Consider the following 12,420-nt stretch of genomic DNA (forward strand, 5'->3'; position numbering starts at 1 on the left):
AGAACAGGAGACGCGGATGACCGACACCGCCCCCGCCCCCTCGCGACGACGCGAGAACACCCGCACGCGTCTCATGGACGCCGCCGCCGAGATGTTCGCCGAGGTCGGCATCGACGCAGCCTCGGTGGAGGCGATCTGCGACCGGGCCGGCTTCACGCGCGGCGCCTTCTACTCGAACTTCGCCTCGAAAGAAGAGCTCTTCCTCGCCCTGTGCGCGCGCTCCGCCGAGACGACGATCGCCGCCGTGCGCGAGCGCGTCACCTCGATCGAGGACCGGGGCCTGGATGCCGCGGGCGAGGTCCTGCATCTCGTGCAGGAGGTGCTCGAGGTCGCGGGAGAAGACCGGCTCGACGTTCTGCTGGGCGCCGAGACGCGCGTGCAGGCGCTGCGCAACCCGGAGTTCGCCGCGGCCTATCTCTCGTCGAACGGCGCGCTGTGCGAGAGCGTCACGCAACTCGTCCGCGACATCGCCGAGGCGCGAGGACTGACCCTTCGGCTGCCGGCCGACGCCGCGACCGAGCTTCTGCTGTCGGCATGGATCTCGACGGCCGAGACCGCCGTCATGACGGGGACGTCTCCCTCCGCCTCGCGCGCTCAGCTCGGGGAGAGGCTCGCGCAGATCGTGCGACTCATCCTCGAGTGACCTCGACGAGCGCGTAGCAGCGCCGCAGGCGATCCATCCACCAGTCGCGACGTTCCTCGCTCGCCTCCACCCGGTCGAGATCGGCGCTTCGCGGGCGGGGACGCTCGAGCGACAGCACCCCGTCGCGCGCAACAAGAGGGGATGCCACGACGTCGGCCGTGAACAGCGCGGCGGTGCCGAGGCCGCAGTCGTAGTCGAGGTCGGGCAACGAGGCCGCAAGAGCCACGCCCATCGACAGACCGATCGACGTGTCGAGCGCGCTGGAGACGACGGCCGGGAGCCCCGCGTGCGCGACGATTTCTCTAGCTGCGTGCACGCCGCCGAGAGGCTGGGCCTTGATGACGAGCAGATCGGCGGCGCCCGCGCGGGCCACCCGAAGAGGATCGGCGGCCTTGCGCACGCTCTCGTCGGCGGCGATCGGGATGTCGAGGTAGCCGACCCGCTCGCGAAGCGCGGCCAGCTCGTCGACCTCGGCGCACGGCTGCTCGACGTACTCGAGATCGAATTCCGCCAGTGCGTGGATGGCGCGCTCGGCCTCGTCGACGTTCCACGCGCCGTTGGCGTCGACGCGCACGCGCCCCTCGGGGCCCATCGCCTCGCGGACCGCTCGTACGCGCGCGACGTCGTCGGCGAGCGTTTGGCCCGCCTCGGCGACCTTCACCTTGACCGTGCGGCATCCGTCGTAGCGGGCGAGGATCCTCGGCACCTCGGATGCCGCGACAGCGGGCATGGTGGCGTTGACGGCCACGAGGTCGCGCACGGCGGGCGGTGATGGACGCCACCCGAAGTCGATGGCTCCGGCGAGCCAGGTCGCGGCCTCGACGTCGGCGTACTCGACGAACGGCGAGAACTCCGCCCAGCCCTCGGGCCCCTCGAACACGAGCGCCTCTCGCGTGTCGATCCCCCGGAAGCGGGCGGCGAGCGGAAGAGAGACGACGCGCGCCGACGCGAGGATGTCGGAGAGCGGGGGGAGGGCGACGGTGCTCATGCCCTCATCCTGCCGCTCAGCGCGGTCCGAAGCCGCCGAACCCGCCGAACCAGGACGTCTGGCGCTCGACCGTGTAGGACGACAGGTCCTTCTGCGAATCGAGCGATTGCCGAGCGTTCTCAGCCTGCTCGTGCGTGCGGCGCGGACCGAAGAGGTAGTCGCGCAGCCGCGCGAGCTTTGACACGTTCTTCGTCATGGTGACTCCGATCGTCGGTAGCCCTCCACGCTACGTGCGATCGACCCCGCGGTCCACCCGTCCCGGCGCACGGACACGGGCATAGGCTGACGCCATGCTCTTCGATACCCCCGTCCGGCTCGGCGTGCAGATCCAGCCGCAGCACGTGCAGTATTCCGACATCCGCGACGCCGTCCTTCGCCTGGAAGAGATGGGCGTCGACGTCCTGTTCAATTGGGACCACTTCTACCCCCTCTACGGTGACCCCGAGGGCGAGCACTTCGAGTCGTGGACCATGCTCTCCGCCTGGGCCGAGCAGACCGAGCGCGTCGAGTTCGGCGCGCTCGTCAACTGCAACAGCTACCGCAACCCCGACTTGCAGGCCGACATGGCCCGCACCGTCGACCACATCAGCAAGAAGGGCGGCGACACGGGTCGCTTCATCTTCGGCACCGGCTCGGGCTGGTTCCAGCGCGATTACGACGAGTACGGCTACGACTTCGGCACCGCCGGTTCGCGGCTCAACGCCCTGGCGACCGACCTCGACCGGGTCGTCGCGCGGTGGGGCAAGCTCAACCCGGCGCCCACCCGCAAGATCCCCGTCATGATCGGCGGCAAGGGCGAGCAGAAGACCCTGCGCATCGTCGCCCGTCACGCCGACATCTGGCACAGCTTCGTCACCCCCGACGAGCTGCCGCACAAGTTCGGGGTGATCGAGAAGTGGGCCGAGGCCGAGCAGCGCGACCTGTCGGGCCTCGTCGTCTCGAACGAGCTGAAGGACCGCGACGAAGACGTCGCCGACGCCCTCTACGACGCCGGCACGCGCCTGTACACCCTCGGCTTCGGCGGTCCGGACTGGGACTACTCGCTCGTCGAGCGCTGGCTGCGCTGGCGCGACAGCAAGAACGCGTGACGACGACGGCGCCCCGGCGATGTCGGGGCGCCGTCGCGGTCACGGCTTGAATTGCGCGCCCCCGGACGTCCCCGTCCAGTTCTTCGCGGCCTCGCCCTGGTAGTACGCAGTCTCGCTCTGGTGGTTCAGCGACCGCCGCGCGTCCTCGGACTGCTCGTGTGCGGGCGCTCCGAGGAAGTACTCGCGGATGCGGCCCAGTATCGACACCTTCTTCGCCATGATGACTCCGATCGTCGGGTCGTTCAGGCTACGGGTGATGCCGGCGAGAATCCAGCTTCTCGGCGTCTCCGCCCGCCCCGGCCCCCGCGCGTAGGCTGATCGGGTGACCGTCTCCGAGCTCTTCGATCCCGCGGAATGGACCCTGGCGCCCGGCGCCGCGGACTACACCGACATCACCGCCCACGTGACGCACGATGGGCGCGTCGCGCGCATCGCATTCGACCGGCCCGAGGTGCGCAACGCCTTCCGGCCGCACACCGTCGACGAGCTGTACCGCGCCCTCGACATCGCTCGCCAGGACCACCGCATCGGCGTCGTCCTGCTCACCGGCAACGGTCCGAGCCCGAAGGACGGCGGGTGGGCGTTCTGCTCCGGCGGCGACCAGCGCATCCGCGGCCGCGACGGCTACAAGTATTCGACCGACGAGACCACCGTGCACGATCCCGGTCGCGCCGGACGCCTGCACATCCTCGAGGTGCAGCGCCTCATCCGTTTCATGCCGAAGGTCGTCATCGCCGTGGTTCCGGGCTGGGCCGCCGGAGGCGGGCACTCGCTCAACGTGGTCTGCGACCTCTCGATCGCGAGCGCCGAGCACGGCCGTTTCAAGCAGACGGATGCCGATGTCGGCTCGTTCGACGCGGGCTACGGCTCCGCGTACTTTGCGCGCCAGATCGGGCAGAAGTTCGCTCGGGAGATCTTCTTCCTCGCCGAGGAGTACTCGGCCGAGCGCGCCTACGAGATGGGCGCGGTCAACCGCGTCGTGCCCCACGCGGATCTCGAGCGCGAAGCCCTGTCGATGGCGCGGACCATCCTGACGAAGTCGCCCACCGCGATCCGCATGCTCAAGTATGCGTTCAACGCCGTCGACGACGGCCTGGTCGGCCAGCAGCTCTTCGCGGGCGAGGCCACGCGTCTCGCCTACGGCACCGACGAAGCCGCCGAGGGCCGCGACTCCTTCCTCGAGAAGCGAGACCCCGACTGGTCCGACGTGCCGTGGCACTACTGATCGCCGGGACCCGCGCGTGAGGCTCGACCCGCCGGCATCCGACGACCCGCGCGACGTGCTGCGGGCGTTGCGCGCGGCCGTCCTCGGTGCCGGGCCGGCCGTCGCCCTCGGCGGCGCGGTCCTGCCCGGCGAGGTCCCGCCGGGTACCGCCGCGGTCGTGACGACCTCGGGCTCGACGGGCGTGCCGAAGTCGGTCGTGATCGGCCGCAACGCCCTCATCTCCAGCGCGTACGCCACGGCTGCCCGCATCGGGGAGGGCGCGTGGCTGCTCGCGGTCCCGGCGAGCTACGTCGCGGGCGTCCAGGTGATCGTGCGGGCGCTCCTCGCCGATCGCGAGCCCGCGGTCGTCGCCGGTCCTTTCCGCCCGGAGCCCTTCGCCGCCGCGGCCCTCGGCATGGCCTCGCACCTCGACGGAGCCCGCGTCCCCAGCTATACCTCGCTGGTTCCGGCGCAATTGCAGAGACTCCTGGATGCCGCCGAGCACGACGCCACCGTCGCCCAGGCGCTGCGTTCGTTCGAGGCGATCCTCATCGGGGGGCAGGCACTCGCCCCCTCGGTACGCGAGCGTGCCGAGGCCGTGGGGGCGCGCATCGTGCGCACCTACGGCTCGAGCGAGACCAGCGGTGGGTGCGTCTACGACGGGGTGCCCCTCGACGGCGTCGACGTGGCGATCGTCGACGGAGAGGTACGCCTTTCGGGACCGACTCTCGCCGAGGGGTACCTCGGCGATCCCGAGCGCACGGCATCCGTGTTCGCCCGAGTCGACGGCACCCGCTGGTACCGCACGGGCGACGGGGGCGAGATCGTGCACGGCGTCCTGCAGGTGACCGGTCGTCTCGACAACGTCATCGTCTCGGGGGGCGTCAACGTCTCGCTGGACCGGGTCGAAGCCGCCGTGCGCGGCATCGCGGGACTGGAATCCGCCGTCGTCGTGCCGATCCCGGATGCGACATGGGGGCAGGGGTCCGCCGTGGTGGTGCCCGGGATCGCGCCGGGCCGCGAACACGACCTGCTCGCCACGATCCGCGAGGTCGTCGGCGTGGCCGTCGGAGCGCCCGCGCGGCCGGCCCGCGTCGTCGCGGTCGACGAGCTCCCGACGCTGCGCTCCGGTAAGCCCGACCGCGCGACTCTGCGGCGCTTCGTCGGCGAAGGCGCGCCGAACCCGCGGGATTAGACTGACCCCTCGTGGCAGCACAGTCTCGCAAGCGTCCGAACACCGCCAAGAAACGTCGTCCCGGCGGCAACCCGCAGAAGGCGAAGACGGGTGCTCCGCAGGCCGTCGCCCCGGCGACCGCGCGCGACTGGATCGCCGCGGCGCGCCTGCGCACGCTGCCCCTCGCCATCACCCCGGTGCTGATCGGTACCGGAGCGGCCACGCTCGTCGACGACGACCTGCACTGGGTCATCGCGCTCGCCTGTCTGGCCGTCGCCTTCGCCTTGCAGATCGGCGTGAACTACGCGAACGACTACTCGGACGGCATTCGCGGCACCGACGACGTGCGCGTCGGGCCGGGCCGCCTGACCGGCGGGAAGAAGGCGAAGCCGCGGACCGTGCTGATCGTCGCACTGTCGTTCTTCGCGCTCGCCGCGGTGATCGGGCTCGCCCTGGTGATTCGGACGGGGCAGTGGTGGCTTCTCCTGGTGGGCGCCGTCTGCATCGTCGCCGCGTGGTTCTACACCGGCGGCAAACGCCCGTACGGCTACAACGCGATGGGCGAGATCTTCGTCTTCGTCTTCTTCGGCCTCGTCGCCACCCTCGGTACGACGTGGTTGCAGGTGCTGTCGCTGCCGCAGGAGGCGTGGTTCGGCGCGGTCTCGGCGGGTCTGCTCGCGTGCGCCGTGCTGCTGGCCAACAATCTGCGCGACATCGACCAGGACCGCCTCGCCGCAAAGCGCACGCTCTCGGTGCTCATCGGGCGGCGGGCGACCCAGGTGCTGTTCACGGTCTTCGTGCTGGTGCCCTTCGGCATCGCTGCGTTCCTGGCGCAGGTGTACCCGCTGGCGTGGTTGGAGGGGATCCCCCTGCTCGGCGGTCTCGCGGCGATCCTCATCGTGTGGACCTACCGTGTCCCGCGCGAGCTCATCACGGCGCTCCAGGTGACGAGCTTCACGTCGGTGGCCTACGGCGCGATCCTGTTCGCAGCGTTCGCGGTCTGACGACGCCTCGCGCGGAGCGGCCGTCGGGCATCGGCGCGAGAACCGGGCTACCGAAACCCTCGAGGGGCGATCAGCCGCGCGGAGCCTCGCCCGCCGCGCTCGGATCCTCGGCGACGTCGGTGCGCGTGGCATCGACCACCGCATCTTCGGCGTCGGCGTCGGTCTGAGCGCCGGTCCGGCGACCGGTCGCGGTGCGCTGGGCGCGTCGCTCGGCGAGACCGCCGGTGACCTGGTCGAGCGGACGACGCAGGAACAGCGTCGACAGGCTCAACCCGATCAGAGCGGCGAAGATCGCGGCGAGCCACGGCAGCTCCTGGAACACCGGGAACAGCAGCAGGATGCCGAGGGGCACGAGGAAGGCGAGCAATCGCAGCACCGTGTAGACGAGGGCCGAACGAGCACGCATGTCCTCATTCTACGGCGGACGCCTCGGCGCCCATCCCGGGTCGTTCGACGGCGGAAGATCGCGTGCCGGCTCCGGGCCGCTGCCCAGCCGGCGCACGTAGAATCGGGTCATGGCACGGTTGCTTCTCATCCTGGCGCTCGTGGCGACCGTCTTCTGGGTCTACACGATCGTGGATTGCGCCGTGCAGAGCCCTGCTCGTCACCGCGGCGTCAGCAAGCCCGCGTGGTTGGCGATCGTCATCCTCCTTCCGGTGCTCGGCGGCATCCTGTGGTTCGCGATCGGCCGAGGCCGCGCGACCCAGACGGTCGTGCGACGCGCCCCCGACGACGACCCCGAGTTCCTGGGGCGCATGACCGCGTCGGCACGCGCCGAGCAGGACGAGCGGATCCGCCGTCTCGAAGAAGAGCTGTCACAGCTCGATTCCGAGGCCGACGACCCGCAGCCGCCGAAGAAGGCGACCGACCCCGGTGACACCCCCGGCAAGGGCGACGACGACACCCGCGACCAGCGCGGCGCCGTCGGCTGAACCATGCCCCTCGACACCCGGCGCGCGGCCGCGCCGGCCACCGACGCGGCCGCCGCCCTTCTCGCCGGGCTGGTCTCGCGCGGCGTCCGACACCTCGTCGTGAGCCCCGGATCCCGCTCCCAGGCCCTGGCGCTGGTCGCCGCCGAGCTCGAGCGCCAGGGACTCGTGCACCTGCACGTGCGCATCGACGAGCGCGTCGCGGGCTTCACCGCCCTCGGCATCGGACGAGAGACCGGGATGCCGGCGGTCGTGGTCTGCACCTCCGGCACCGCCGTGGCCAACCTCGTCCCGGCCGCTCTCGAGGCGCATCACGCCGGGGTGCCCCTGCTTCTACTGACCGCCGATCGACCGCCCGAGCTCCGCGGCGTGGGTGCGAATCAGACCACTCGACAGCCGGGTCTGTTCCGCTCCGCCGTCCGCCTCGAAGCCGACCTCGCGGTCCCCGCGGTAATCGACGGCGACGCGACCTCGGAGCAGACGGCCGAGCTCGACGCCGTGGCTGCTTCCGCGCTCGCCGCGGCTCTCGGGGAGGGCGCTCGAGCAGCCGGCCCCGTGCACCTGAACGTGCCGTTCCGCGAGCCGCTCGCGGGCGCGGCTCCGTCGTGGTTGGCCGAGCGGGCGGCATCCGGTGCTCACCCCGCCGAGGATGACGCCGACGGATCCGGAGCCCTGTACCAGGGCGGCGGAGGCATCGGCGAGGCCGATGTGGCGCCCGAGGTCGAGGCGGCGTACGTGATCGAGCCCGGGCCGCGAACGGTCGTGGTCGCGGGCGCCGATGCGGGCGCCGCCGCGGAGCAGGTGGCCCACGACGGGGGCTTCCCCCTCATCGCCGAGATCGTCAGCGGTTCGCGTTTCGGGCGACAGATCGTGCACGGCTACCGAGCGCTCGTGGACGACCCCGCGCTGGGCGGGCGTGTCGAACGCGTCGTCGTGTTCGGGCGCCCCACGCTCAGCCGCGAAGTGACCCGTTTGCTCATGCGCGGCGACGTCGAGGTGCTCGCGGTGCGCGGACCCGGTGAACCGGTCAACCTCAACGGCACGACGCAGGCCGTCGACGCCGTGCGCGTCGGATCGGGCGAGAACGACCGCGCGTGGTTGGGGGAGTGGATGCGCGCCTCTCGCGCCCGCACCGTCGACCTCTCGCCGCCCGCCCCCGACGCCGACGGACTCGCCTCCGCCGTACCGCACGAGCGGCTCGGGGCGATCAACGCCGAGGTCGAGGTCATGCGCGCGCCCCTCGATCGCCCCGCCCTGGTCGACGCCCTCTGGCGGGCGACCTGGCCGCACGACCGTCTCGTCTTCGGTTCGTCGCGCATCGTGCGTGTCGCTGACGAGGTGCTCGGCGGCAAGAAGGTCGCCGTGCACTCCAACCGGGGGCTCGCGGGCATCGACGGGACGATCGCGACGGCCACCGGTGTCGCTCTGGCCAGCCAGGTCGAGGAGCGCCCCGGTGTGACGCGTCTGCTGCTCGGCGACCTCGCCTTCCTGCACGACGTGGGCGCGCTGATGCTGCCCCCCGGCGAGACCGAACCGCGCCTGCAGGTCGTCGTCGGGAACGACGGTGGCGGCACGATCTTCGACGGTCTCGAGGTGGCGACGGTCGCGGGCGACGACGCGATGGCGCGCGTGCAGTACACGCCGCACACGGCCCGGCTCGAGCAGCTCGCCCTCGCCTTCGGGTGGGAGTACCACCGCTGCACCACGCGCGTCGCACTCGACCAGGTGCTGACCGCCCCTACCGGCGGCCGGCAGCTGATCGAGGTCCCCCTCCCGCGCTGAATCCGGGCCGTCAACGGGTGGCGATGATCCCGGATGCCGCGGCAGCATGAGCCTATGAGCTCGAAGAATCGCTGGTCCATGCCCGCCGCCGACGCCCTGCGGGTGGAGCCCGGGTTCCGCCTCGTCGCCATCGACCCCCGCTCGACGCCCGGCTACGACGGCGACAAGAACGACGGCCGAGCCGACCTCGAGGCGGGCCGCGCACCGCTCGAGGGACTGCAGGAGCGTCTCTTCGCGCAGAGCGTCGCGGGAACCGCCACGGGTTCGGTGCTGCTCGTGCTGCAGGCGATGGACACCGCCGGCAAGGGCGGGATCGTGCGGCACGTCGTCGGAGCGGTCGACCCGCAGGGCGTGGAGCTCGCCTCGTTCAAGAAGCCCACCGCCGAAGAGCTCGAGCACGACTTCCTCTGGCGCATCGAGAAGCGGTTGCCGGATGCCGGTCGCCTCGGCGTCTTCGACCGATCCCACTACGAGGACGTGCTGATCGGACGGGTGCGCGAACTCGCCCCGCCCGAGGAGATCGAGCGCCGCTACGGCGCCATCGTGTCGTTCGAAGCGCAGGCGGCCGAGATGGGCATCCGCGTGGTCAAGGTCATGCTCCACATCTCGAAGGACGAGCAGCGCGAGCGCCTCGGCGAACGGCTCGCGCGCCCCGACAAGCACTGGAAGTACAACCCGTCCGACGTCGATGAGCGAAAGCTCTGGGACGCCTACATGGATGCGTACCAGGTCGCGATCGAACGCACGTCGACGCCGATCGCTCCCTGGCACGTCGTTCCTGCGGACCGCAAGTGGTACGCCCGCCTCGCCGTTCAGCAGTTGCTGATCGACGCCCTCGAAGACATCGACCCGCAGTGGCCCGCGGCAGACTATGACGTCGAGGTCGAGAAGCAGCGGCTCGCGAACTCCTGAGTCAGGCCAGTGCCTCCACGATCGGGCGGAACTTCACGCGCGTCTCGAGCAGCTCCGACTCCGGCACGCTGTCGGCGACGATGCCCGCTCCGGCGTAGGCGGTGATCGGCGCGGTGGGCGACGAGGGGGCGGCGCGATCGATCTGCGCGCATCGCAGAGCGATCGCCCACTCGCCGTCGCCCGAGGCGGCGGTCCAGCCGACCGCGCCGGCGTAGCGGCCGCGGTCGAAGGGCTCGAGGCGACGGATGACGTCCATGGCCGCGGCGGTGGGCGTACCCGCGACCGCGGCCGTCGGGTGCAGGACCGAGAGCAGGTCGAGGGACGAAGCATCCTCGCTCAGCTCGCCCTCGACATCGGTGGCGAGGTGCCAGACGTTCGGGAGTTTGAGAGTGAAGGGCTCGTCGGCGGCGGCCAGGGCCGAGGTATGGGGAGCGAGGGCTTTCAAGACGCTCTGCACGGCGAACCGGTGTTCGTCCTGGTCCTTCGTGCTCCGGGCGAGAGCGACGGATGCCGCGACATCGGCGTCGGCGTCGCCGCCGCGCGCCACGGTGCCGGCGAGGACGCGAGCGGTGACGGTTCCGCCTGAGACGGTGACGAGGGTCTCGGGGCTCGCGCCGATCAGGCCGTCGACGGCGAAGACCCAGCAGTCCGGGTACCCCTCGAGGAGGGAGCGGACGAGGCGTCGCAGGTCGGAGCCGGCGGGAACGGTTCCGGTGATGTCGCGCGCCAGGACGACCTTGCCCACCTCGCGGCGACCGATCGCCTCGATTCCCTGGCGGACGGCATCCTGATATCCCTCCGCCGTCTGCAGGCCCGGGCCGAGAGTCGCGGACCAGTGCGGACCGAAGGGGGAGCGGGGTGGGAGCTCGGGTTCGGGCTCGTCGGGGGTGTCGTCGAAAGCGAGGCGGGTCACCCAGGCACGCCCGCTGTGACGGCCGACGATCATGCCGGGGACGCGCAGGACGTTCTCGCGCTCGGACTGCGGATCGAACACGAACGACCCGAAGGCCACGAGACCGGTTCCGGGAAGCTGCACGGGGTCGTCGACCTCCGCCGCGGCCGCGATCGCGCGCCAGCGCTCCGAGACGGTGGCATCGCCGGGCTGCTCCCCGGTGTAGCGCAGGGTGAGCAGGTCGCCGAAGGCGGCGAGGGACTCGCCGCGACGACTCCAGAACAAGGGGTCGTAGGGGGTGGTGTAGGCCAGGACATCGTCCATGGGGGGCAGCTCGCGCGTGATCACGCGCAGGCGCGGCACGACGTCTTCCGCGGGTTCCAGCACGTGTTTCAGCGTAGACCCGCGTCCGGCGGGACGGACGCGGCACCGCGATGCTTCGGCGTCGAGCGAGACGCCGGCGCCCGAGCGCGTTTTAGACTCCGAGCATGGATCCTCGACCCGCCCCCGGCACCCGCCTGATGTTCGAGTGGCGCAAGTGGGACGGCTCACCGCACTGGGTCCAGGACAGCGTGTACCTCGGTTCCGACCAGTGGGGCGAGTGGTTCGGCCAGCAGGTGGGGTGGCGCAGTGCCCGCCCCGGAGCCGAGTTCGTCTGCCGTCAACCCAATGTGACGCTGGTTCCCGCAACGGGCGACTGGGCCTTCACGCACAACGCCGACCCGCACCCGGTGGCCGTCTACATCGACCTCGGGTGGGACGTACGGTGGCACGACGACGGCGTGCCCCGCGGCATCGACATGGATCTCGACGTCGTCCGCCGCACCGACGACCGGGGCACCTGGATCGACGACCGCGACGAGTGGGACGAGCATCGCGTGCAGTACGGCTATCCCGCGCAGATCGTCGCGCACCTGGAGGCGACCGCCCTCGACCTCGAACGCCGTGTGCTCGCGCGCGAGGCCCCATTCTCGGACGACGTGACCGGCCCCTGGCTCGAACGTCTCGCCGCCATGGCAACCCCCGAAGACCCCTCGAGCCCGCGCGCCTAGAATCGACGGGTGAGCAGCGACCCCAACCGCGCCGACCTCGGCAAAGACCCGCAGCGTGTCAGTGGCATGTTCGACCAGGTCGCGGCCGCATACGACCGCACCAACTCCGTGCTGAGCCTCGGCAACGACCGCTTCTGGCGCGTCGCAACCTTGCGCGCGGTCGCCCCGCAGCGCGGGGAGCGCATCCTCGACCTCGCGGCCGGCACCGGCACCTCGTCGATGGCATTCGTGCCGAGCGGGGCGCACGTCGTCGCCGCCGACTTCTCGCGCGGCATGATCGAGGAGGGCCGTCGCCGTCACGGAGACGTGCCGAACCTCGAGTTCGTGCAGGCCGACGCCACCGACCTGCCCTTCGCCGACGGCGAGTTCGACGCCGTGACGATGTCGTTCGGCCTGCGCAACGTCATCGACCCGCGTCGAGCGCTGCGCGAGTTGCGGCGCGTCACGCGCCCCGGCGGTCGCATCGTGGTGTGCGAGTTCTCGCACCCGCCGTCCCGCGCCTTCAACGGCTTGTACCGCTTCTACAACGACCGGGTCCTGCCGATCGTCGCGAAGGCGGTGAGCTCGAACGCCGAGGCCTACGACTACCTCAACGAGTCGATCCGCGACTGGCCCGATCAGCCGACGTTGGCCGGATGGATGAGAGACGCCGGGTGGGACGACGTGGCCTACCGCAACCTCACCTTCGGCATCGTCGCGCTGCATCGCGGCATCCGTCCGGCTTCGTAACCCCTGTCAACCGTCGAGATACC

Annotated in this window: 15 protein-coding genes; 10 read left to right on the forward strand and 5 right to left on the reverse strand. The window is 71.1% G+C overall.

Annotated features, from left to right (window positions below; all coding sequences use genetic code 11):
* The first annotated feature begins 16 nt into the window (after positions 1-16).
* Positions 17-643, forward strand: a complete 627-nt coding sequence (locus tag AB6V29_RS04730; protein ID WP_210073135.1) for a TetR/AcrR family transcriptional regulator — start codon at positions 17-19, stop codon at positions 641-643.
* On the opposite strand, the gene AB6V29_RS04735 is transcribed toward AB6V29_RS04730, so the two are convergent.
* The gene (locus tag AB6V29_RS04735; protein ID WP_369357306.1) at positions 630-1,631 is read right to left on the reverse strand and encodes an o-succinylbenzoate synthase; all 1,002 of its coding nucleotides are present in this window, start codon (positions 1,629-1,631) and stop codon (positions 630-632) included. The genes AB6V29_RS04730 and AB6V29_RS04735 overlap by 14 nt on opposite strands.
* A 16-nt stretch (positions 1,632-1,647) precedes the next feature.
* Positions 1,648-1,827, reverse strand: a complete 180-nt coding sequence (locus tag AB6V29_RS04740; protein ID WP_267788030.1) for a hypothetical protein — start codon at positions 1,825-1,827, stop codon at positions 1,648-1,650.
* 94 nt (positions 1,828-1,921) lie between these two features.
* On the opposite strand from AB6V29_RS04740, the gene AB6V29_RS04745 reads away from it, so the two are divergent.
* Positions 1,922-2,719: an LLM class F420-dependent oxidoreductase gene (locus AB6V29_RS04745; RefSeq protein WP_369357307.1), complete on the forward strand. Its 798-nt coding sequence runs from the start codon at positions 1,922-1,924 to the stop codon at positions 2,717-2,719.
* Positions 2,720-2,758: 39 nt separating this feature from the next.
* Here AB6V29_RS04745 and AB6V29_RS04750 read toward each other — a convergent pair whose 3' ends face one another.
* Complete coding sequence (locus tag AB6V29_RS04750; protein WP_210073143.1) at positions 2,759-2,938, reverse strand: hypothetical protein; 180 nt, start codon at positions 2,936-2,938, stop codon at positions 2,759-2,761.
* Between the two features lie 103 nt (positions 2,939-3,041).
* Here AB6V29_RS04750 and AB6V29_RS04755 point away from each other — a divergent pair, with 103 nt between their 5' ends.
* Genes AB6V29_RS04755 through AB6V29_RS04765 form a run of 3 tightly spaced genes read left to right on the forward strand, consistent with a single transcriptional unit; the run spans position 3,042 to position 6,101 of the window.
* The gene (locus tag AB6V29_RS04755) at positions 3,042-3,944 is read left to right on the forward strand and encodes a 1,4-dihydroxy-2-naphthoyl-CoA synthase (RefSeq protein ID WP_267788027.1); all 903 of its coding nucleotides are present in this window, start codon (positions 3,042-3,044) and stop codon (positions 3,942-3,944) included.
* Between the two features lie 16 nt (positions 3,945-3,960).
* Positions 3,961-5,118: an AMP-binding protein gene (locus AB6V29_RS04760; RefSeq protein ID WP_369357309.1), complete on the forward strand. Its 1,158-nt coding sequence runs from the start codon at positions 3,961-3,963 to the stop codon at positions 5,116-5,118.
* Between the two features lie 11 nt (positions 5,119-5,129).
* Positions 5,130-6,101: a 1,4-dihydroxy-2-naphthoate polyprenyltransferase gene (locus tag AB6V29_RS04765; RefSeq protein WP_210073148.1), complete on the forward strand. Its 972-nt coding sequence runs from the start codon at positions 5,130-5,132 to the stop codon at positions 6,099-6,101.
* Positions 6,102-6,171: 70 nt separating this feature from the next.
* On the opposite strand, the gene AB6V29_RS04770 is transcribed toward AB6V29_RS04765, so the two are convergent.
* Entirely contained in the window at positions 6,172-6,507 is a 336-nt protein-coding gene (locus AB6V29_RS04770) for a DUF4229 domain-containing protein (protein ID WP_210073150.1), read from the reverse strand.
* A gap of 109 nt (positions 6,508-6,616) precedes the next feature.
* Between AB6V29_RS04770 and AB6V29_RS04775 the strand changes: the two genes are divergently transcribed.
* The 3 genes from AB6V29_RS04775 to AB6V29_RS04785 all read left to right on the forward strand — a co-directional run bounded on the left by AB6V29_RS04775 (position 6,617) and on the right by AB6V29_RS04785 (position 9,724).
* Positions 6,617-7,033, forward strand: coding sequence for a PLD nuclease N-terminal domain-containing protein (locus AB6V29_RS04775; RefSeq protein ID WP_267788024.1), 417 nt, complete (start codon positions 6,617-6,619; stop codon positions 7,031-7,033).
* A gap of 3 nt (positions 7,034-7,036) precedes the next feature.
* Positions 7,037-8,812 (forward strand): 2-succinyl-5-enolpyruvyl-6-hydroxy-3-cyclohexene-1-carboxylic-acid synthase, encoded by a 1,776-nt coding sequence (menD, locus tag AB6V29_RS04780; protein WP_369357310.1) that lies wholly within the window; start codon positions 7,037-7,039, stop codon positions 8,810-8,812.
* Between the two features lie 78 nt (positions 8,813-8,890).
* Positions 8,891-9,724, forward strand: a complete 834-nt coding sequence (locus AB6V29_RS04785; protein WP_369357311.1) for a polyphosphate kinase 2 family protein — start codon at positions 8,891-8,893, stop codon at positions 9,722-9,724.
* A gap of 1 nt (position 9,725) precedes the next feature.
* On the opposite strand, the gene AB6V29_RS04790 is transcribed toward AB6V29_RS04785, so the two are convergent.
* Complete coding sequence (locus AB6V29_RS04790) at positions 9,726-10,940, reverse strand: isochorismate synthase MenF (protein ID WP_210074136.1); 1,215 nt, start codon at positions 10,938-10,940, stop codon at positions 9,726-9,728.
* A 164-nt stretch (positions 10,941-11,104) separates the two neighbouring features.
* Here AB6V29_RS04790 and AB6V29_RS04795 point away from each other — a divergent pair, with 164 nt between their 5' ends.
* Entirely contained in the window at positions 11,105-11,668 is a 564-nt protein-coding gene (locus AB6V29_RS04795) for a DUF402 domain-containing protein (protein WP_267788018.1), read from the forward strand.
* 9 nt (positions 11,669-11,677) lie between these two features.
* Positions 11,678-12,397, forward strand: a complete 720-nt coding sequence (locus AB6V29_RS04800) for a demethylmenaquinone methyltransferase (protein ID WP_267788016.1) — start codon at positions 11,678-11,680, stop codon at positions 12,395-12,397.
* Positions 12,398-12,420 lie beyond the last annotated feature (23 nt).

It is taken from the genome of Microbacterium sp. 20-116 (genome assembly GCF_041079415.1).
Classification (GTDB): domain Bacteria; phylum Actinomycetota; class Actinomycetes; order Actinomycetales; family Microbacteriaceae; genus Microbacterium.

What these genes read in the sequence shown, in the direction of transcription:
- AB6V29_RS04795 (WP_267788018.1), top strand. Translation starts at nt 11,105, where the DNA reads ATGGATCCTCGACCCGCCCCCGGCACCCGCCTGATGTTCGAGTGGCGC.
- AB6V29_RS04740 (WP_267788030.1), bottom strand. Translation starts at nt 1,827, where the DNA reads ATGACGAAGAACGTGTCAAAGCTCGCGCGGCTGCGCGACTACCTCTTC.
- AB6V29_RS04730 (WP_210073135.1), top strand. Translation starts at nt 17, where the DNA reads ATGACCGACACCGCCCCCGCCCCCTCGCGACGACGCGAGAACACCCGC.
- AB6V29_RS04770 (WP_210073150.1), bottom strand. Translation starts at nt 6,507, where the DNA reads ATGCGTGCTCGTTCGGCCCTCGTCTACACGGTGCTGCGATTGCTCGCC.
- AB6V29_RS04735 (WP_369357306.1), bottom strand. Translation starts at nt 1,631, where the DNA reads ATGAGCACCGTCGCCCTCCCCCCGCTCTCCGACATCCTCGCGTCGGCG.
- AB6V29_RS04790 (WP_210074136.1), bottom strand. Translation starts at nt 10,940, where the DNA reads ATGGACGATGTCCTGGCCTACACCACCCCCTACGACCCCTTGTTCTGG.
- menD (WP_369357310.1), top strand. Translation starts at nt 7,037, where the DNA reads ATGCCCCTCGACACCCGGCGCGCGGCCGCGCCGGCCACCGACGCGGCC.
- AB6V29_RS04785 (WP_369357311.1), top strand. Translation starts at nt 8,891, where the DNA reads ATGCCCGCCGCCGACGCCCTGCGGGTGGAGCCCGGGTTCCGCCTCGTC.
- AB6V29_RS04745 (WP_369357307.1), top strand. Translation starts at nt 1,922, where the DNA reads ATGCTCTTCGATACCCCCGTCCGGCTCGGCGTGCAGATCCAGCCGCAG.
- AB6V29_RS04775 (WP_267788024.1), top strand. Translation starts at nt 6,617, where the DNA reads ATGGCACGGTTGCTTCTCATCCTGGCGCTCGTGGCGACCGTCTTCTGG.
- AB6V29_RS04750 (WP_210073143.1), bottom strand. Translation starts at nt 2,938, where the DNA reads ATGGCGAAGAAGGTGTCGATACTGGGCCGCATCCGCGAGTACTTCCTC.